This window comes from Streptomyces sp. SID5785, assembly GCF_009870065.1.
GTDB lineage: Bacteria > Actinomycetota > Actinomycetes > Streptomycetales > Streptomycetaceae > Streptomyces.
Genome location: NZ_WWIA01000875.1, coordinates 1 through 19,074, shown reverse-complemented (window position 1 = coordinate 19,074; position 19,074 = coordinate 1). Strand labels below are relative to the sequence as shown.

General features: G+C 73.0%; 18 protein-coding genes. 2 read left to right on the top strand and 16 right to left on the bottom strand.

Going from position 1 to position 19,074, the window contains the following annotated elements; all coding sequences use genetic code 11:
- The 16 genes from GTW43_RS28325 to GTW43_RS28250 all read right to left on the bottom strand — a co-directional run.
- On the bottom strand, positions 1-996 hold a 996-nt coding region (locus GTW43_RS28325; protein ID WP_161304809.1), incomplete at its 3' end, for a serine/threonine-protein kinase.
- Positions 980-3,946: an AAA family ATPase gene (locus GTW43_RS28320; protein ID WP_161304808.1), complete on the bottom strand. Its 2,967-nt coding sequence runs from the start codon at positions 3,944-3,946 to the stop codon at positions 980-982. The genes GTW43_RS28325 and GTW43_RS28320, both read right to left, overlap by 17 nt.
- Positions 3,947-4,117: 171 nt before the next feature.
- Complete coding sequence (locus GTW43_RS28315; protein WP_161304807.1) at positions 4,118-4,390, bottom strand: GlsB/YeaQ/YmgE family stress response membrane protein; 273 nt, start codon at positions 4,388-4,390, stop codon at positions 4,118-4,120.
- A 108-nt stretch (positions 4,391-4,498) separates the two neighbouring features.
- Positions 4,499-4,891 (bottom strand): YccF domain-containing protein, encoded by a 393-nt coding sequence (locus GTW43_RS28310; RefSeq protein WP_161304806.1) that lies wholly within the window; start codon positions 4,889-4,891, stop codon positions 4,499-4,501.
- Positions 4,888-5,751 carry a zinc metalloprotease HtpX gene (gene htpX / locus GTW43_RS28305; RefSeq protein ID WP_161304805.1) on the bottom strand — a complete coding sequence of 288 codons (864 nt, stop codon included), beginning with the start codon at positions 5,749-5,751 and terminating at the stop codon, positions 4,888-4,890. The genes GTW43_RS28310 and htpX overlap by 4 nt, the downstream gene beginning before the upstream one ends.
- A gap of 192 nt (positions 5,752-5,943) precedes the next feature.
- The gene (locus tag GTW43_RS28300) at positions 5,944-6,402 is read right to left on the bottom strand and encodes an MscL family protein (RefSeq protein WP_161304804.1); all 459 of its coding nucleotides are present in this window, start codon (positions 6,400-6,402) and stop codon (positions 5,944-5,946) included.
- A 48-nt stretch (positions 6,403-6,450) separates the two neighbouring features.
- On the bottom strand, positions 6,451-7,989 hold the full coding sequence (locus GTW43_RS28295; protein WP_161304803.1) for an NADH-quinone oxidoreductase subunit N: 1,539 nt from the start codon (positions 7,987-7,989) through the stop codon (positions 6,451-6,453).
- Complete coding sequence (locus tag GTW43_RS28290; protein ID WP_161304802.1) at positions 7,986-9,560, bottom strand: NADH-quinone oxidoreductase subunit M; 1,575 nt, start codon at positions 9,558-9,560, stop codon at positions 7,986-7,988. The genes GTW43_RS28295 and GTW43_RS28290 overlap by 4 nt, the downstream gene beginning before the upstream one ends.
- 6 nt (positions 9,561-9,566) lie before the next feature.
- Complete coding sequence (locus GTW43_RS28285; protein ID WP_161304801.1) at positions 9,567-11,588, bottom strand: NADH-quinone oxidoreductase subunit L; 2,022 nt, start codon at positions 11,586-11,588, stop codon at positions 9,567-9,569.
- Positions 11,585-11,971, bottom strand: a complete 387-nt coding sequence (gene nuoK, locus GTW43_RS28280) for an NADH-quinone oxidoreductase subunit NuoK (RefSeq protein WP_161304800.1) — start codon at positions 11,969-11,971, stop codon at positions 11,585-11,587. The genes GTW43_RS28285 and nuoK overlap by 4 nt, the downstream gene beginning before the upstream one ends.
- Positions 11,971-12,570 (bottom strand): NADH-quinone oxidoreductase subunit J, encoded by a 600-nt coding sequence (locus tag GTW43_RS28275; protein ID WP_161304799.1) that lies wholly within the window; start codon positions 12,568-12,570, stop codon positions 11,971-11,973. Before GTW43_RS28275 ends, nuoK begins: the two co-directional genes overlap by 1 nt.
- Positions 12,567-13,172 (bottom strand): NADH-quinone oxidoreductase subunit I, encoded by a 606-nt coding sequence (locus tag GTW43_RS28270; RefSeq protein WP_161304798.1) that lies wholly within the window; start codon positions 13,170-13,172, stop codon positions 12,567-12,569. Before GTW43_RS28270 ends, GTW43_RS28275 begins: the two co-directional genes overlap by 4 nt.
- Positions 13,172-14,140, bottom strand: coding sequence for a complex I subunit 1 family protein (locus tag GTW43_RS28265; RefSeq protein ID WP_161304797.1), 969 nt, complete (start codon positions 14,138-14,140; stop codon positions 13,172-13,174). The genes GTW43_RS28270 and GTW43_RS28265 overlap by 1 nt, the downstream gene beginning before the upstream one ends.
- Positions 14,133-15,308, bottom strand: coding sequence for an NADH-quinone oxidoreductase subunit C (locus tag GTW43_RS28260; RefSeq protein ID WP_161304796.1), 1,176 nt, complete (start codon positions 15,306-15,308; stop codon positions 14,133-14,135). The genes GTW43_RS28265 and GTW43_RS28260 overlap by 8 nt, the downstream gene beginning before the upstream one ends.
- Positions 15,305-15,907, bottom strand: coding sequence for an NADH-quinone oxidoreductase subunit B (locus tag GTW43_RS28255; RefSeq protein WP_161304795.1), 603 nt, complete (start codon positions 15,905-15,907; stop codon positions 15,305-15,307). Before GTW43_RS28255 ends, GTW43_RS28260 begins: the two co-directional genes overlap by 4 nt.
- Positions 15,898-16,320: an NADH-quinone oxidoreductase subunit A gene (locus GTW43_RS28250; protein WP_343246140.1), complete on the bottom strand. Its 423-nt coding sequence runs from the start codon at positions 16,318-16,320 to the stop codon at positions 15,898-15,900. The genes GTW43_RS28255 and GTW43_RS28250 overlap by 10 nt, the downstream gene beginning before the upstream one ends.
- A 320-nt stretch (positions 16,321-16,640) precedes the next feature.
- Here GTW43_RS28250 and GTW43_RS28245 point away from each other — a divergent pair, with 320 nt between their 5' ends.
- Both GTW43_RS28245 and GTW43_RS28240 read left to right on the top strand, forming a co-directional pair.
- Positions 16,641-17,852 (top strand): sensor histidine kinase, encoded by a 1,212-nt coding sequence (locus GTW43_RS28245; RefSeq protein ID WP_161304794.1) that lies wholly within the window; start codon positions 16,641-16,643, stop codon positions 17,850-17,852.
- Positions 17,853-18,037: 185 nt separating this feature from the next.
- Positions 18,038-19,074, top strand: a 1,037-nt coding sequence (locus GTW43_RS28240) for a sensor domain-containing protein (protein WP_161304793.1), incomplete at its 3' end; no start/stop codon positions are given.

Sequence of the window (19,074 nt, the reverse complement as noted above, 5' to 3'; positions counted from 1 at the left end):
GGAGGCGCCGTCGGCGCGGTGCCGGCGGGCCGCCGCCAGCTCCCCGGCACCCGGCGCCGGGGCCGGGACCGGGCGGTCCGGCACGGACAGTTCGTCCAGCGCCTCGATCAGCTCGTCCGCGCCCCGGAACCGGCGCTCCGGGCGCAGCTCCAGGCAGCGCATCACCAGCGCGTCGAGCCGCGGCCCGACCGACGGCTCCACCGACGAGGGGCGCACCGGCGGCGCCTTTCGCTTGGCGTCGGTGAGCCACTGCCCGAGGTCCCGGTCCGGCAGGTCGAGCGGCACGACCAGATGCTCGTACGGCGGGCGCCCGGTCAGCCCCTCGTACAGGAGGATGCCCAGCGAGTACAGGTCGGAGGCGGGCAGGCTGGCCCCGGCCGCCGTCTCGGGCGCCATGTACCGCGTGGTGCCGGCGACACCGGGCACGTGCCCTGCGGCCCGCATGCGTGCGGCGAGGCCGAAGTCGATGAGGCGGACCGCGCGGTCCCGGCCGAGCAGCACATTGTCCGGCTTGAGGTCGCGGTGCAGCAGGGGCGGCACGAGGCAGTGCAGGCCGCGCAGCGCCACGGCGATCTGCCGCGCCCAGGCGACCATCGTCCGCTGCGGCACCACGCCCTGACGCCGGGCGAACTCGTCCGCGAGCGTGGCTCCCCGGACGTACTCCATGACGAGGTAGGCCCGGCCGCCCAGTTCGGGCGCGAGCCCGGCGTCGTAGACGTGCACCAGGTGGCGGCGCGCCTCCAGGTCCGTCATCGACCCCATGACCTCGGCGAGGACGAGCGCGTCGGCGAACAGGTCGGCCGCCGTGTCCTCGGTGATCCCGCCGCGCCGCGACACCTTGCACGCGACCGGGCGCACCGGACGGCCCAGGACGTACTGCTCGCTGCGGAACACCCCGCCGAAGCCGCCGCCGCCGATCCACTCGCGCAGCAGGTAGCGCCGGTCGACGACCTGCCCGACGAGCGCCCGCAGCTCGGCGTCAGCTGCCCGGACCATGCGCCGCCTCCCCGTCCCGCGTTCCCCTCGCTCCGGCCGGTTCCGGCGCTCCGGCCGGTTCCGGCGCTCCCGCCGAGCCGTACGACACGTCCGGGCCGTCCCGCGGTTCCGCCGGGAGCAGACGTACCTCCGTACGGGGAGCCACCACGTCGGCGAACGGGTCCTCGGGCGCCGCGTCAGGCACCGCACGGACCTCGATGCGGGCGCACTCCCTGAACCGGTCGGGGTGCCGCTGCGCCGCCTCCAGGACCGGCGTCTCGACCAGGTCGGTGAGCAGCGTGGACATCACCCGGCCGCCCAGCCGGCCGTGCGCGGCGCGGTCCCGGTCGTGCCCGAGCCGGGCCGCGTGCCGCAGCAGGCTCTCGGAGACGACGAGGTCCTTCTCGCGGCGCTCGCGCCACAGTTCGCGCTGCCGGTCGACGATCAGCCGGCCGATCCCGAGCATCGCCTCCTCGTCCAGCGGCCGGAAGACGACGATGCGCCGGATCCGGGCGAGGAACTCCGGTGTGAACACCGCCTCGCCGTGCCGGTGGCGCAGCTGCGCGAGCCGCTCGCGCACGGCCTCGGCGATCTCCTCGTCGCTGCGGCGCGGGCCGGGACGCGAGATCAGCTCGTGCCCGGCGTTCGTCGTGAGCACGAAGACGGCCCGGTCGGCGTGGGCCTTCACGCCGCGCTGATCGGTGATCCAGCCCTCGTCGAACAGGTTGAGGAAGGGCCGCAGCACCTCCGGGTGCGCCTTCTCGACCTCGTCGAGCAGGAACACGCAGTACGGGTCGGCGTTCAGCTCGTTCACGATCCGGCCGCCGCGCTCGTGGCCCAGATAGCCGGGCGGCGAACCGAGCAGCGCGGCGACGCTGTGCGGCTCCGTGAAGTTCTCCATCGGGTACGTCTGCAACCGCTTCGACGCCGAGTACAGCCCGGCGACCGCCTTCGCCAGCTCCGTCTTGCCGACACCGGTGAGGCCCGCGAACATCAGCACGGTCGCCGGACCCGAACTGCCGTCCGCGAGACCGGCCTTGATACGGCGCAGCTCGTCCGCGACCACCCGCACCGCGTGCTCCTGGCCCACCACGCGGGCGCCGAGCGCCGCCGCATGGTCCACCCGGTCGTCGCCGGAGCCCGCGACCTGCCCGCGCGGCACGCCCGACAGCTCGGCGACGACGTCGACGACCTCCGCCACGGTGACCTCCGCGCGGGGGTCGCCCTCCTGGGTGCGCGCGTAGTCGAGGTCCTCGCAGGCCCGGCGCAGCACCCGGACCGCGGACTGCGGCAGCCTGCGGTGCGCGACGAACTCCCCGGCCAGGACGACCGCCCGGGCGACCGCGTGGTCGTCGACGCCGACACCGAACTCCTCGGCGAGCCCGTCGGCGGCCTGCCGCACCATGTCGCGGGCGCTCTCCCGGTCCGGCTCCGCCACGTCGATCCGGCAGGTCAGGTCCTGCAGTTCGTGATCGCCGGCCAGCAGGTCCTCGTGGTCCTGCGCGGAGAGCACACCCACCAGGTGGAGCCGGCGCTCGGAGAGCGCGCGGCGCAGCGCCGGCACGTGGTCGGTGCCGCGCGGGCCGCGCAGCAGCGCGCCGAGCCCGTCCACGCACACCACGAGGTCGGTACGGCCCTCGACGTGGCCGACGAGCGCGGCCAGTTGGGCGCCGCTCTCGTCGGGGGTCACGTCCCGGCAGTCGAGCCGCAGGAACCGCTTGCGCCGCAGGAACGGGATCTCACCCGCGGCCGCGCGCCGGGCCAGCTCGCGCAGCAGGGTCGTGGTGCCGACGCCGGGCAGCCCGGTGATCAGGACATGGTGGTCCTCGCTGCGGTGCAGGGCACGGCACAGCGGGCCGAAGTAGCGGTCGAGGTGGCGGGCGGGGCGCGTCTCGGGCGCCAGCCAGGTCAGGTCCTCGGACGGGGGCAGCGAGGCGGGCAGCGTGACGGCCGCGTCGCGCTGCCCGGTGCTGCGCCGGGCCCGCAGCGACTCGGCCAGGTGGGCGCGCAGCCGGTCCAGGTCGAGCCGGAGCGGATCGGCGGCGAGCACGGCGGCCAGCCGCTGCGGCGGCTCGTCCAGGAGCGCGGCGAGCAGGTGCGGGCCGTCGACCCGCTCGGCGTCCCACAGGGCGGCGGTGCGCCGCGCACCGGCCAGCAGGGTGCGCAGCGCCTCGCCGCAGTCGTCCCGGTGCAGCCGGGGCGGCTCGGCGCGCGGCCGCTCGGCGATCCGGAACGCGCCGGAGATCAGCTCGACCGCCTTCACCAGGCCGATCTGCGGCGGGAGTTGTAACCGCAGCAGACGCTCGGCGAGGCCCTCGGTCTCGCCGAGCAGCGCGAGCAGGACGTGCGGCGGCAGCAGCCGGTCGTAGCCCAGCGCGGCGGCCCGCTCGGCGGCCTGCTCCAGGACGGCCAGGGCGTCGGCGCTGAAGCCCTCGGAGCGCAGCCGCCCGGAGGCGGGGTCGAACAGCTCGCGCGGCGCTTCCGTGCGGACCCGCACACGGCGGCGCAGCGCGTCGGCGGCCCGGGGCAGGTCGAGCACCCCGCCCAGGTACGCCCGGTCCTCGGCGTCGGCGTGCGTGAGGACACAGGCGAGCAGGAGGTCGAACACGGCGGGGCCGGCCAGGTCCGTCCCCGAGCGGTCGCGCTCCTGCGTGCACTGCTGACTGAACTCGTCGAAGGCCGCGAGGAGTTCCCCGCTCACCCGATCGTGGGAACCGTCGAAGGCGTAGGCCTCGCCCGGCGGGTGGTAGACGTCGATCGTCTCCATGAGATGCGCCGGGGCGGCGCCGTCCGCGAGCGCCACGTCGAGCGCGGAGAGCAGCGCGGCGTCGTGCTCGGCCAGGGCGGCGTGCAGCACGTCGCTGGGCCGCAGCCGGGCGGCGGCACGCTGCGCGGCCGCCGTCAGGACGGCCGCGGTCCGCCGGTCCCCGCAGGCCTGCGGGTCGAACACCCCGTCGGTGAAGAACTGCATACGCGTCGCGCGAGAAGCCGCTCCACCTGTCGTCCCCGGCTCCGCGCTCCCCCTCCCCGTCGACCGGTCATGCTTCCACAACGAGGCGGCACGGCCCCCTCGAACAGCAGAAATGCGGACGTCGATCAGCGGGCGTACGGGCGGTGCGCGTCCCGCGGCCCGGGCGCCGGCTCAGCGGCGGCTGCGGGAGTCGCCGAAGAAGATGCGGTACACGATCAGCAGGACGAGGGCGCCGCCGATCGCGGAGACCCACGTGGCGGTGTCGTAGAAGTCCTTGGTGATCGGCCGGTCCAGCCAGCGCGACGATATCCAGCCGCCGATGAAGGATCCCGCGACGCCGATCAGCGTCGTGCCCACGAGACCTCCCGGGTCACGCCCGGGCAGGAGGATCTTGGCCACGACACCGGCGAGCAGTCCCAGAATGATCCAACTGATGATGCCCATGCCGTGTGCTGCCCCTCTGTAGTGCGGAGTCGTCTCCGTGCGCTTCTGCCCACAAGGACGTGGAACAGTCCTCGCGCGGTTGCGTCCGAGCGGCGTCCGGCCAGGAGGTCAGCGGGCGGCGAAGGGCCGGTCGGTGCGGACGATCTCGCGGCCGAGGGGGGTCAACGACACAGGGATCATCTTGAAGTTGGCGATACCGAACGGGATGCCGATGATCGTGACGCACAGCGCGATCCCGGTGAAGATGTGCGCGAGCGCCAGCCACCAGCCGGCGAGGATCAGCCACAGCACGTTCCCGATGCACGAGGGGGCGCCCGCGCCGGGCCGCTCGACCGTCGTGTACCCGAAGGGCCACAGGGCGTAGATGCCGATCCGGAACGCGGCGAGCCCGAACGGGATGCCGATGACGGTGATGCAGAGCAGCAGCCCGGCCAGGAGGTAGCCGAGGAACAGCCAGAAGCCGCTGAGGACCAGCCAGATCACGTTCAGGATCGTCTTCACGGGTTTCTTCCTGCCATCTGCTCGAGCCGGGCGATGCGCTCCGCCATGGGCGGGTGCGTGGAGAACATCTTCGACATTCCCCGGCCCGGACGGAAGGGATTCGCGATCATCATGTGGCTGGCCGACTCGATGCGCGGCTCGGGCGGCAGCGGCAGCTGCTTGGTCCCGGCGTCGAGCTTGCGCAGGGCACTGGCCAGTGCGAGCGGGTCGCCGGTCAGCTGGGCGCCCGAGGCGTCGGCCTCGTACTCGCGCGAGCGGCTGATGGCGAGCTGGATGAGGGAGGCGGCGACGGGGCCCAGGATCATGGCCAGGAGCATCCCGACGATGCCCGGCCCGTCGTCGTCGCTGGAGCGGCCGACCGGGATCAGCCACGCGAAGTTCACCAGGAACATGATCACCGAGGCGAGCGCTCCGGCGACCGACGAGATCAGGATGTCGCGGTTGTAGACGTGGCTGAGCTCGTGGCCGATGACGCCGCGCAGCTCGCGCTCGTCGAGGATGCGCAGGATCCCGTCGGTGCAGCAGACCGCCGCGTTTCTCGGGTTGCGGCCCGTCGCGAACGCGTTCGGCGCCTCGGTCGGGGAGATGTACAGGCGCGGCATGGGCTGGCGGGCCTGGGTGGAGAGCTCGCGGACCATCCGGTACAGCCCGGGTGCCTCGAACTCGCTCACGGGGCGGGCCCGCATCGCGCGCAGGGCGAGCTTGTCGCTGTTCCAGTACGCGTACGCGTTGGTCCCGACGGCCACGACGAGACCGATGACGAGCCCGGTGCGGCCGAAGAAGCTGCCGATGACCAGGATGAGGGCCGAGAGCCCTCCGAGGAGTACGGCGGTCTTCAGCCCGTTGTGCCGGCGGTGCACGGTACGTCCTCCTGAGTGGTGCGGCAGGGGAACCCACTGCGGTGTCTGTCTGCTGATTCCACTGGGCCCGCGGTCGGTGCGGGGTGTCTCCCGTCCAGTGGACCCTCCCGTACTGGTCAACGCCAGACGGGAGGGGCGAGTTCCCTTGTGCGCACGCGGGAGGGCTTAGGCCGTCCGGGTCGCGCTAGCCGGTCAGCGCTGCTCGGGCACCAGTCCGGCGAGCTCCAGGGCCTCCGGGTCGGCCTTGATCTCGCTCGTGCAGTGGGCGCAGCGGGTGGCGATGCCGGGGATCTGGCTGAAGCAGCGCGGGCAGTCGCGCAGGGCGGCCTTGATGTCGACGGGCTTGCCGCGGTCCAGGCGGGCCTGGAGCTTCATCATGGGGACGACGACCAGGAAGTAGAGCACGGCCGCGGTGATCAGGAAGGCGATCGCGGCGCTGACGAACTTGCCGTACGGGAACTCGGTGCCGTCGACGACGAAGTGCGCCTTGTCGAAGTCGCCCGTCGACTGGGTGGCGAGGCCGATGAGCGGGGCGATGAACGCCGTACTGAATCCGGTGACGACCGCGGTGAAGGCGGCGCCGACGGCGAGGCCGATGGCCATCGACACGATGTTCCCGCGAAGGATGAAGTCCTTGAACCCGCTCAGCACGGCGTCTCTCCTTGGTGTGGCGTTTCGGGGGTGAGCGTCACAGGGTGCCTAGAAGAGCCCCGCCGACGCAAAACGCAGGATCAGCTGGGGCGCCCCGGACAGGGCGACGCCGACGGCCGCGGTGCCGGCGATCGCGACGGTGAGCGGGACGGAGCCGCCGCGCACGGTGGCCGTGGCGCCCTCGGGGGCGCGGAAGAGGGCTGCCGTCCACTGCAGGTAGTAGAAGAGCGCGACCACGACGTTGACGGCCATGACGACGGCGAGCCAGCCGAGACCGGCGTCGACGGCCGCCGAGAAGACGGTCACCTTGGCGAAGAGTCCGATCACGCCCGGCGGCAGTCCGGCCAGGCACAGCAGAAAGAAGCCGAGGACGAGCGCGGCCAGGGGGCGCTCGGCGTACAGGCCGCGGTAGTCGGACAGCCGGTTCAGCGGGCGGGTCCGGGCGACCAGGGCGGCGACGGCGAAGGCGCCGAGGTTCACGGCCGCGTACATGAGCGCGTAGGCGAGCGTGGAGCCGACCGGCTTGCGGGGGTCGTCGGAGTAGGCGGCCGCGGCGATCGGCACCAGGAGGTAGCCGGCCTGCCCGACGGACGACCAGGCGAGCAGCCGGACGGCGCTGTACGCGCGCGTGGCGTGCTGGCGCAGGGCCGCCGCGTTGCCGACGGTCATGGTCAGGGCCGCGAGCGCGGCGAGGGCGGGACCCCACACGTCGGCGTACGAGGGGAACGCGACGACGGTGACGAGGATGAGGCCCGTGAAGCCGACGGCCTTGCCGACGACCGACAGATAGGCGGCGATCGGCAGCGGCGCGCCCACATAGGTGTCGGGCACCCAGAAGTGGAAGGGCACCGCGGCCGTCTTGAACGCGAACCCGACGAGGGTGAGCGCCACGCCCGCCTGCGCGAGGGTGTGCAGCCGGCCGTCGACATGCGTCAGCTCACCGGCGATCCGGGTGAGGTGCAGGCTGCCGGTGCTCGCGTAGACGAAGCTCACGCCGAGCAGGGTGACGGCGGTCGCGGTGACCGAGGAGAGGAAGAACTTCAGGGCCGCGTCGGAGGAGCGCCGGTCGCCGCGCTTGAGGCCGACCAGGGCGAAGGCCGGCAGCGAGGCCACCTCGAGGGCGACCACGAGCGTGGCGAGGTCGCGGGAGGCGGGCAGCAGGGCGGCGCCCGCGGCGGAGGACAGCAGCAGGAACCAGTACTCGCCGTCGGGCAGCGGCTCGTCGGTGCCGCGCGCGTCCTTGAGGGTGTGGATCGACAGCAGCGCCGTGACCAGGGCGCCCGCGAGGACGAGGAACTGGACGACGAGCGTGAACCGGTCGGCGGTGTAGCTGCACGCGTCGTAGCCGGCGCCCTGGAGGCAGAACGTGGAGCGTTCGTCGCCGACGAGCGGGAGGAGCAGGAGCGCCGCCGCGGCGAGTCCGGCCACCGAGATCCAGCCGAGCACCTGCTTGTGGCGGTCGGCCAGGAACAGGTCGGCGACCAGCACGATCAGCGCGACGGCCGCGGTGAGGACGGGCGGCGCGATCGCGAGCCAGTCGACGGACTGGACGAGGGAGGCCACGGAGGGCGCGGCGACGGCGGTCACTGGAGGCCTCCTGCGAGGAGCTTCTGCACGGCCGGGTCGGTGAGGCCGAGCAGGGCGGCGGGCCACAGGCCCGCGAGGACGGTGAGGGCGACGAGCGGGGTCCAGGCCGCGAACTCGTACCCCTGGACGTCGGCGAGGACCGGGGCCTCGTGGTCGCGCGGGCCCATGCAGACACGGCGGACGACGAGGAGCATGTACGCGGCGGTGAGCAGGGTGCCGAACGCCGCGATGGACATGAACACGAGGAACGCGGGCCGGCTGAGGGCCTCGTCGGGCCGGAACGCGCCGAACAGGGCGAGCATCTCGCCCCAGAACCCGGCGAGGCCCGGCAGGCCGAGCGAGGCGACGGCGGCGAACGCGAGCAGCCCGCCGAGCCGCGGTGCCTTGCCGTACAGGGCCATGCCGCCCTGCTCGGCGAGGGTGTCGAGGTCGCTGGTGCCGGCCCGGTCCTTGAGCGCGCCGACGAGGAAGAAGAGCAGGCCGGTGATGAGGCCGTGGGCGATGTTGGCGAAGAGCGCGCCGTTCACGCCGGTCGGGCTCATCGTCGCGATGCCGAGCAGGACGAAGCCCATGTGGCCGACGGAGGAGTAGGCGATGAGCCGCTTGAGGTCGCCGCGGGCGCCCTGCCTGACGAGGTTCAGGCAGGCCAGGGACCCGTAGACGATCCCGACGACGGCGAACGCGGCGAGATACGGGGCGAAGGTGCGCATCCCGTCCGGCGCGATCGGCAGCAGGATGCGGACGAACCCGTACGTACCCATCTTCAGCAGAACACCGGCCAGCAGGACCGAGCCGACGGTCGGGGCGGCCGTGTGCGCGTCCGGCAGCCAGCTGTGCAGGGGCCACATCGGGGTCTTCACGGCGAGCCCGACACCGATCGCCAGAACGGCGATGACCTGCACGGACGTACTGAGACCCCGGCCGTTGTCAGTGGCCAGTGCCATCATGTCGAACGTGCCCTCCTTAACGCCGATAAGGAGGAGTCCGAGGAGCATCACGACCGAGCCGAGGAGCGTGAAGAGGATGAACTTCCAGGCGGCCGCCTGCCGCCCGGCACCGCCCCAGCGGGCGATGAGGAAGTACATGGGGACGAGGACCGTCTCGAAGGCCAGGAAGAACAGGACGAGGTCGAGCGCGGCGAAGGTCGCCAGCGTGCCCGACTCCAGGACCAGGACGAGGGCGACGAAGGCCTTCGGGGAGCCGCCCGCGGGCCGCTTGAAGAAGGAGTACAGCGCACACAGGAACGTGAGCAGGGCCGTCAGCACGAGAAGGGGGAGCGAGATGCCGTCGACCCCGAGGTGGATCCGGATGCCGAGCGCCGGGATCCAGCTGATGTCCGTCGTGGCCTGCATCCTCGACGGATGGTCGTGGTCGAAGCCGAGCGCGAGCACGATCGCGAGGACGAGGACGACACCGGTCACGGTCACGCCGTGGCGGAGCACGGCCTGGTCCGGGGACCTGCCCTTCAGACCGGGCGGGGCGGGGAGCAGAGCGGCGACGGCACCCAGGAGCGGGCCGGCGACGATCACGGCGAGAAGAAGCTGCATCACGGATTCGCTGATATCGATCACGGCTGCTCACGCTCCGGCGGTGGCGACGAGGACGACGGCGACCACGAGGACGACGGTGCCGGCGAGCAGGGCGCTGAGGTAGGTCTGCACGTTCCCGGTCTGGGCGCGGCGCACGGCCCAGCCGAGCGCCTTGGGTGCCGTGGCCGCGCCGCGGACGTAGGTGTCCACGACGGCCCGGTCGAGGAACGCGACCAGGCGGGCCCCGGCCCGCACGGGCCGCACGAACAGGGCGGCGTAGACGGCGTCCAGATGGAAGCCGCAGGCCGCGGGGCGGTGCAGCGGGCCGAGCAGCAGCCGCCCCGGGTCGGTCGGGTCGGGTGCTCCGGCGACGTCGCCGTAGGCGGGGGCGTGGCTCGCGATGGCCTCCGCCTCGACCAGGCCGCCGTCACCGGTCCCGGTGTCGACGGCGACGGCACCGAGCGGCGGGCGCCCCGCGACGGGCGGCGCGGTGGTGTGCCGCCAGGCCGCGTACGTGACCAGGCCGCCGACCAGGGCGACACCGGTGCCGAGCACCGAGGTCGTCAGGGTCGGGGCGAGCGAGCGGCCGTCGAACCAGTCGGGCAGCACGCCCGTGGCCAGACCGAACACGAGGGAGGGGATCGCGAGGATCCACAGCACGACGTTCATCACGGCCGGCCCGCGGTGCGGTTCGGGGGCCGGGGCACCGCGCCCGTTGAAGGCGAGCAGCCACAGCCGGGTCGCGTACGCGGCGGTGAGCAGGGCCGTGACCAGTCCGGCGATCAGCACGATCCAGCCGGCGGCGACGGGCACCCCGCTCTCGTGACCGGTCGCGGTGTGCTCGGCGGCGCCGAGGACGGCCTCCTTCGAGAAGAAGCCGCTGAAGGGCGGGATCGCGGCGAGGGCGAGCAGCGCCACGGTCATCGTCCAGAAGGCGTCGGGGACCCGCTCGCGCAGGCCGCCCATCCGGGACATGGCGGCCAGGGAGTTGGTGCCGGCGGCGTGGATGACCACGCCCGCCGCGAGGAAGAGCAGCGCCTTGAAGGCGCCGTGGGACAGGAGGTGGAAGACGGCGGCACCGCGGTCGCCGACGGCGAGGGCGCCGGTCATGTAGCCGAGCTGGCCGACCGTCGAGTACGCGAGGACGCGCTTGATGTCGTCCTGCGCGAGCGCGGCGAGCGCCGAGCCGGCCATGGTCACGGCGGCCATGACGGCGAGCACCACCAGCGCCGCGTGGGAGGCGGCGAAGACCGGGAGGAGACGGGCGACGAAGTAGACACCGGCGGCGACCATCGTCGCCGCGTGGATGAGCGCGGAGACCGGCGTGGGACCCGCCATCGCGTCGGGCAGCCAGGTGTGCAGCGGGAACTGCGCGGACTTGCCCGCCACTCCGGCGAGCAGCAGCAGCGCGATCAGCGTCGGGTGGTCGAGCCCGCCCGCGCCGGTGACCCGGCCGAGGACCGTCGTGATGCGGAACGAGCCGGCGTCGGCGGCCAGCGCGAACAGACCGATGAGGAAGGGGACGTCACCGAGCTTCGTGACGAGGAAGGCCTTCAGGGAGGCGGCGCGCGCCTCGGGGGTCTCCCAGTAGTGGCCGACGAGGAAGTACGAGCAGATGCCCATGATCTCCCAGCCGACCAGCAGGACGATCAGGTCGCCGGTGTAGACGACGAGCAGCATCGCGGAGGTGAACAGAGAGACGAGCGCGGCGTACGAGGGGTAGCGCGGGTCGTCGCGCAGGTAGCCCGTCGAGTACAGCTGGACGCAGGTCGCGACCAGGGCGACGAGGACGGCGACGAGGGCGGCGAAGCCGTCGATGTGCAGGGCGAGTTCGATCGGCACGGAGCCGGTCGGGGTGAGCTCGGTGTGCGCGTCGAGGGCCGCGGTGCGGTTGCCGGTGCCGCCGCCCTGGCGCACGGCCACGGTCGCGGCCAGGACCAGCGCGGCCAGCGTCGGCAGGACGGCCAGCGGGCGGACGAAGCCGGGCGCGGTGCGGCCGAGCAGCAGGCCCGCCGCGGCACCGAGGAACGGCAGGAGGGGGACGAGGACGGCGAGGGTCGTGGTGGTCACGCGGTGGCCTCGGCCTTCTCGCCGGCGGGGGCGTCGGGGTCGTCGGCGGGGGCGTCGGGATCGTCGGCGGGATCGCGGGGCTCGGCGGAGTCGCGGAGCCGGTCGATGTCCGAGCTGCCGCGGGCCCGGTACACGGCGAGGACGATCGCCAGGCCGATGCCGATCTCGGCGGCGGCCACGGCGATGGTGAACAGGGTCAGCGCCTGGCCGGCGTGCACGGTGTCGCGGAGCCAGACGTCGAACGCGACGAGGTTGAGGTTGACGGCGTTGAGCATCAGCTCGACGGACATCAGGACCAGGATCGCGTTGCGCCGGGCCAGGACGCCGTACAGGCCCGTGCAGAAGAGGAGGGAGGAGAGGACGGCGGGATAGGCGAGGTGCATCAGCGGTGGTCCTGCCCTTCGGTGCGGGCGCGGGCGGCGGCGTTCTTCCTGCGGGACAGGACGATCGCGCCGACCAGTGCGGCGAGGAGCAGGACGGAGAGCGCCTCGAAGGGCAGCACCCAGTGCCGGAAGAGGACCGAGCCGGTCACCTCCGTACTGCCCTGCACGGTGTCGAGGTCGACCCAGGTCGTGCGGAAGGCGTCGACGACGACCCAGACGAGGCCCGCGGCCGCCACGACCGCGACGGCCAGGGCGACCGGACGGTTCGGGCCGTCCGCGTCCGGCGAGTGCCCGATGGGCGCCCGCGTGAGCATCAGTCCGAACAGAAGGAGGACCACGACGGAACCGACGTAGATGAGCACCTGCACCCACGCGATGAACTCGGCGGTGAGCAGGAGGTACTCGACGGCCAGTCCGCCGAGGGCGACGATCAGCCACAGCGCGGCGTGCACCAGCTGCCTCGTGGTGACCGTGATGACGGCGGCGCCGAAGGTGACCAGGCCGACGAGGAGGAACGCGATCTCGACGCCGGTCGGCGAGAGGAACCCGTGGGAGGCGCCGGCCGCGACGGCGGCTGCGGAGGAGACTGCGGCGGTCATGCGGGCTCCTTTCCGGGTCCGTCGGCGGGCGGTCGGGGGTCGGTCCGGTCGGTCTGGGCGGTCCGTTCGGTCTGGGCGGCTGCGGCGAGTTTGTCGGCTGCCTTGCGGGCCGCCGCGAGCTCCTTGGGCTCCTCGGCGGCCGGGTCGAGGGCGGGCGGGGCCGGGACCGTCCACATCCACTCGCGGAGCTTGTCCCGCTCGTGGGTGAGTTCACGGATGTCGGTCTCGGCGTACTCGAACTCGGGCGACCAGAACAGTGCGTCGAAGGGGCACACCTCGATGCAGATGCCGCAGTACATGCAGAGGGAGAAGTCGATGGCGAACCGGTCGAGCACGTTGCGGCTCCGCTCGCGTCCGCCCGGCGCGGCCGGCGGCACCGTCTCCTTGTGGGAGTCGATGTAGATGCACCAGTCGGGGCACTCGCGGGCGCACAGCATGCAGACCGTGCAGTTCTCCTCGAACAGACCGATCACGCCGCGCGTGCGGGGCGGCAGTTCGGGCTGGACGTCCGGGTACTGCTCGGTGACGGTCCTGCGCGTCATCGTGCGCAGGGTGACGGCGAGGCCCTTGGCCAGGCCGGACCCGGGGAACTTCGCGGACATCAGCTGATCGCCACCTTCACGATTCCGGTGAGCGCGATCTGCGCCAGGGCGAGCGGGACGAGGAGCGTCCAGGACAGCTTCTGGAGCTGGTCCTCACGCAGGCGGGGGTAGGTGACGCGCAGCCAGATCACCAGGAAGGCGAGGACCGCGGTCTTGAGCAGGGTCCACACCCAGCCGAGTCCGTCCGCGCCCCACGGCCCGTGCCAGCCGCCCAGGAACAGGACGGTGGTCAGACCGCACAGGACGACGATGCCCGCGTACTCGGCGAGGAGGAACAGGGCGAAGCGCAGGCCCGTGTACTCGGTGTACGCACCGAAGATGATCTCGGAGTCGGCCACCGGCATGTCGAAGGGCGGGCGCTGCAGCTCGGCGAGTCCGGCGACGAAGAAGACGACCGCGCCGACGATCTGCCAGGGCAGCCACCACCACGCGAACGCGTCGAGGATGCCCGGCAGGGAGACCGTGCCGGCCGCCATCGCGACGGACGCGGCGGCGAGCAGCATCGGGAGCTCGTAGGCGAGGAGCTGGGCGGCGGTGCGCAGGCCGCCGAGGAGGGAGAACTTGTTGGCGCTGGCCCAGCCCGCCATGAGCGAGCCGAGCACGCCGACGCCCATCACGGCGAGCACGAAGAAGATGCCCGCGTCGACGACCTGTCCGACCGCGCCGTCGCCCGGCCCGACCGGGATCGCGAGCAGCACCAGGAGGTACGGGAGCAGGGCGACGGCCGGAGCGAGCTGGAAGACGCGGCGGTCGGCCGCGGCCGGCACCACGTCCTCCTTCTGCGCGAACTTGACGCCGTCGGCGACCAGTTGGGCCCAGCCGTGGAAGCCACCCGCGTACATGGGGCCCAGCCGGCCCTGCATGTGCGCCATGACCTTGTGCTCGGTCTGCCCCACGACCAGGGGCAGCACGAGAAAGCCCACGAAGACGGCCACGAGCCGCAGAACGACCTCGAGCACGTCATTCACCGCGTGCCTCCTCGGGGCTGCTGTCGGGACGGTTCTGGTCGTGATCGCGGTCGGAGGGTTCGGGAGACTCGGGCGGCTCGGAAGTCTCGGAGCGCTCGGTGGACTCCGAAGGCTCGGTGGACTCCGAAGGCTCGGCGGCCCCGGGGGTCTTGTCCGGTGCCGGGGCGTTCTCGGGTTCCGGTGCGTCGAAGGCCGGGCGGGCGTGGTGCCACGGGGCGTCGCTCGAACGGGGTGCGGCGGGGGTCGCCGGGGTACCGGAGGTCTCGCCTGCCGGTGTCTCCTGCGGGGGCGTGGAAGGGGCGGGCCCCGTAGGCGATGCCTGGCTCACGGAACCCTGGCTCGCCGAGCGGTTGCGCCGGGCGGGCCGCCCGGTGCCCTCGGCCGGGGCCCCGCTGCCGGTACCGGTACCGCTGCCGGCGGCGGGCCCCGGGGCCGGCTGCGTGCCCTCGGCCGGGGCCGACACCTGGCTGGCCGAACCCGCGCTCGCCGAGCGGTTGCGGCGCGCCGGACGCTCACCGGCACCACCGGCACCACCGGCACCACCGGCGGCGGCGCCCGCCGCGCGGCCCGCGCCCCGCGCCGGGCGGGCCGGAGCCGGGGGCAGCTGGCCCTTCATCGGACCCCAGTCGTTCGGGTCGGGCACGCCGGGCGGGAGCATCTGGCGGCGCTTGGGCCCGCCGTGCTCCGACTCCCCCGGCTCCTTCGCGCCGGGCCACGCCTTCGCGACCCGCGCCGCGAGCACGAAGTCCTTGCGCAGCGGATGCCCCTCGAAACCGTCGGGCAGCAGCAGCGGCACCAGGTGCGGGTGGTCCGTGAAGTCGACGCCGAACATCTCGTGCATCTCGCGCTCGTGCCAGGCGGCCCCGGCATAGACGCCGATCGCGGACGGCAGCACGGGCGCCGCGTGCGGCACGGTCGTGCGCAGCAGCAGGCGTCGTACGGCACCGGGCGCGACGGCGGCGACGTGCGCGCAGACCCGGAACCCCGCTTCCAGCTCGTCGACGGCGCTCAGCCAGTCGAAGTACGTGCAGCCCAGCGTCGTACGCGCCGTCTCCAGAGCGGTGAGCCAGCGCTCGGCGGGGACGTCGACCGTCAGCAGGTCGTAGGCCTCCTCGGCGGTGGCGTCCGCGCCGAAGAGGTCCTCGACGGGGTCCGGCAGCCAGCTCATCGGTCACCGTCCGCGGGGGCGGGCGGCTGCACGAGGCCGCTGCTCAGCGCCGCCGGCGAGGGGTGCCCGGCCGCGGCGTCGGCACCGTAGCGCTCGCCGAGCGACTCGCGGGCGATCTTCTCCTGCAGCTTGAGGATGCCCTGGAGCAGCGCCTCGGGACGGGGCGGGCACCCGGGCACGTACACGTCCACGGGGATGATCTGGTCGACGCCCTTCGTCACCGAGTACGAGTCCCAGTACGGGCCGCCGCAGTTGGAGCAGGCGCCGAACGAGATGACGTACTTCGGCTCGGGCATCTGCTCGTAGAGCCGCTTCACGGCCGGGGCCATCTTGTCGGTCACGGTCCCCGAGACGACCATCAGGTCGGCCTGCCGGGGCCCCGGCGCGAAGGGGATGACACCGAGCCGGATGAAGTCGTGCCGGGCCATGGACGCGGCGATGAACTCGATGGCGCAGCAGGCGAGTCCGAAGTTGAAGACCCAGAGCGAGTACCGGCGGCCCCAGTTGAGGACCACCTTCATCGGTTCCGGGGCGAGCCGCGAGAGCACGCCGAGCCGCTTCGGCTCCGGAAGGTCCACGGGTGCGGGGGTCACGTCCACGTCAGGACGCCCTTCTTGTATGCGTACAGCAGGCCCACGGCGAGGAAGCCGAGGAAGACGAACATCTCGACGAGCGTGGTCGCGCCGTAGCCCGGTGCGGCGAAGACGGTCGCCCACGGGAAGAGGAAGATCGAGTCGACCGCGAAGATCACGTAGAGGAACGCGTAGACGTAGTAGCGGACCTGGGTGTGCGCCCAGCCCTCGCCCACGGGGTCGACGCCGCACTCGTAGGTGAGCAGCTTCTCCGGCGTCGGCGCCACCGGCCGCAGCAGCCGGCCCGCCCCGAACGCCACGGCGACGAACAGCACGCCGACGACGGCGAGCAGTCCGACCACCGAGTACGAACGGAAGTAGTCGTGGGAGGAGGCCGCGGCCGCGTGCGCCGACTGTGCCGCCCCCACCACCTCGGCCACCCGTGCCTGGCCCGCCTCGACGACGGTCGCGGTCGGACCCGTCGGTCCCGTCACGTCTGCGCCCCTCGCGTGTTCGTAGTGGTCTTCGTGTTCGTACTGGTCTGCGTGTTCGTGTCGGTCGTGATGTGCGTCGTGCGCGTCCGCGGTGCGTGTGCGTACGCACGGGAGTCTAGAGCCTGTTAAAGGGACGGTAAGCAGCCTGGTCCGGCCCCGTGCCGGGGCCGGGTCCGGGTCCACCGCGTGAGGTGGGGTTATCCCCCGTTCGTCCCGGGCGGTCCGCCTCATGGCGCCCGGTCACCCGCGCAGGGCACCCTTTCGCTATGACCGAGCCACAAGTCGCCCCCGTAGACGCACCCGGCGGACCGCCGGTGCTGCCGCCGCCGCGTTTCGCGTTCGACAGCCACACGTGGAAGGAGATCGCCTTCCTGCTGAGCAGCTTCCCGCTGGCGGTGTTCGGCTTCGTGTACGCGGTCACGATGCTGTCGCTCGGCGCCGGTCTCACCGTCACGGTGATCGGGCTGCCGCTCATCGCGGGCGGCCTGCGGGGCGCACGGATGCTGGGCCGGGCCGAGCGGGCCCGGGCCCGGGCGCTGCTCGGTGTGCGGATCGACGAGCCGAGCCCGCTGCCGGTGCGCCGCGCGGGCGGCTTCTTCGGCTGGCTGTGGAACGGCCTGAAGGACCCGGTGGGCTGGCGCTCCGTCCTGTACGAGGTGATCCGGCTGCCCTGGGGCGTGCTCACGTTCGCCGTGACGCTGACCGGCCTGTTCGTGCTGTGGCCGGTGCTGCCGTTCGTCGCGCGCGGCCTGACCAACGCCGACCGGGCCATGGTGCGCGCGCTGCTGTCCCCGTCCGACGAACTGGAGCGGCGGATCGCCGAGCTGGAGTCCGACCGCGGGGTCGTCGTCGACACGGCCGCGGCCGACCTGCGGCGCATCGAGCGCGATCTGCACGACGGGGCGCAGGCCCGCCTCGTCAACCTGGCCATGGGGCTCGGCCTGGCCAAGGAGAAGCTGCTCGAGGGCCAGGTCGACGACACGGTGGCCGCCATGGTCGACGAGGCGCACGGCGAGGTGAAGCTGGCGCTCCAGGAACTGCGCGACCTCGCCCGGGGCATCCACCCGGCCGTCCTCACCGACCGCGGCCTCGACGCCGCCCTCTCCTCGGTGGCCTCCCGCTGCACGGTGCCGGTCAAGGTGACCGTCGACCTGCACGAGCGGCCGGCCGAGGCGATCGAGGGCATCGCCTACTTCACCGTCTCCGAACTCCTCCAGAACGTAAGCAAGCACAGCGGGGCCGGCCAGGCCTCCGTCGACGTGTGGCGCACCGAGGAACGGCTGCTGCTCCAGGTGCGCGACGACGGGCGCGGCGGCGCGTCCGTCGACAAGGGCACCGGCATGGCCGGGCTCGCGGAGCGGCTCGGGGCGGTCGACGGCCTGTTCGTCGTGGACTCGCCGGACGGCGCGGGCACGACGGTCACGGCCGAGCTGCCCTGGCGCGACCGCGAACGAGAGCGCGAGCCGGGCCGGAGGTAGGGAAAACCCCCGGGAGCAGACGCCGACCCGCCGGATGGTCCGGACCGCGGCGAAGCACGACCCTGGTGACAGGGGAACGGCCCCACCCCATGAGCCCCCCCCCGAACGCCCGAACGCCGGAACGCCCGAACGCCGGAACGCCGGAACGCCGGAACGCCCGAACGCGACAGAAACGGATGACGTCGATGGCCACGCAGCAGTACGGATACCGAGGCGAGTACTCGTACTCGTACGACGACCAGGACCTCCGGGGAAGCGGACCGGCGCCGCGCCGCGGGCTCGGGCGGCTGCCGGCCGGGCTGCGGGCGCCGGTGGAAGGACGCACCTGGCGCGAGCTCGGGTACGTGCTGCTGAGCCTGCCGATCAGCATCGTCGGGTTCACCTGGGCCGTGACGATGGTGTCGCTGGGCGCGGGCCTGCTCGTCACCTTCATCGGGGTGCCGGTGCTCGCGGCTGCGCTGGCCGGGGCCCGCGGCCTGGGCTCGCTCGAGCGGGTGCGGGCCCGGGGGCTGCTCGGCGTCGAGGTCGGCTCGCCGGAGCCGGTGCGGCCGCGCAAGAACGGCCCGATGGGCTGGATGGGCGCGGTCCTCAAGAGCGGCGTCTCGTGGCGCAGCCTGCTGTACGGGGTGCTGCACATGCCGTGGGCGGTGTTCGCGTTCTCCGTCGGCCTCACGTTCTGGGCGACGGGCTGGTCGCTGCTCACCTACCCGCTGTGGCGCTGGGTCTTCCCCATGTACGCGGGCCAGGGCGGCATCCAGCTCTACGGCGACGAGCACCACTCCGTGTACCTGGACAACCCCTTCGAGATCACCGTCACCGCTCTGGTCGGCCTCGCGATCACGCTCGCGACGCCGTGGGTGCTGCGGGCACTGACGACCGTGGACCGGCTCGCGGTCGTCGGGCTGCTCGGCCCGTCGCGGCTGCAGTCCCGCGTCGTGGAGCTGGAGTCCGACCGCGGGGTCGTCGTCGACACGGCCGCGGCCGACCTGCGGCGCATCGAGCGCGACCTGCACGACGGGGCGCAGGCCCGGCTCGTCGGGCTCGCCATGGATCTGGGCCTCGCGAAGGAGAAGCTGGCCGAGGACCCGGACGCGGCGGCGCGGATGGTCGCCGACGCTCACGGTGAGGTGAAGACCGCACTCCAGGAACTGCGCGACCTGGCCCGGGGCATCCACCCGGCCGTCCTCACCGACCGCGGCCTCGACGCCGCCCTCTCCTCGGT

Coding starts and splice junctions, on each gene's coding strand:
- GTW43_RS28320 (WP_161304808.1), bottom strand. CDS start 3,946: ATGCAGTTCTTCACCGACGGGGTGTTCGACCCGCAGGCCTGCGGGGAC.
- GTW43_RS28315 (WP_161304807.1), bottom strand. CDS start 4,390: ATGGGCATCATCAGTTGGATCATTCTGGGACTGCTCGCCGGTGTCGTG.
- nuoK (WP_161304800.1), bottom strand. CDS start 11,971: ATGCACCTCGCCTATCCCGCCGTCCTCTCCTCCCTCCTCTTCTGCACG.
- GTW43_RS28275 (WP_161304799.1), bottom strand. CDS start 12,570: ATGACCGCCGCAGTCTCCTCCGCAGCCGCCGTCGCGGCCGGCGCCTCC.
- GTW43_RS28270 (WP_161304798.1), bottom strand. CDS start 13,172: ATGTCCGCGAAGTTCCCCGGGTCCGGCCTGGCCAAGGGCCTCGCCGTC.
- GTW43_RS28260 (WP_161304796.1), bottom strand. CDS start 15,308: ATGAGCTGGCTGCCGGACCCCGTCGAGGACCTCTTCGGCGCGGACGCC.
- GTW43_RS28245 (WP_161304794.1), top strand. CDS start 16,641: ATGACCGAGCCACAAGTCGCCCCCGTAGACGCACCCGGCGGACCGCCG.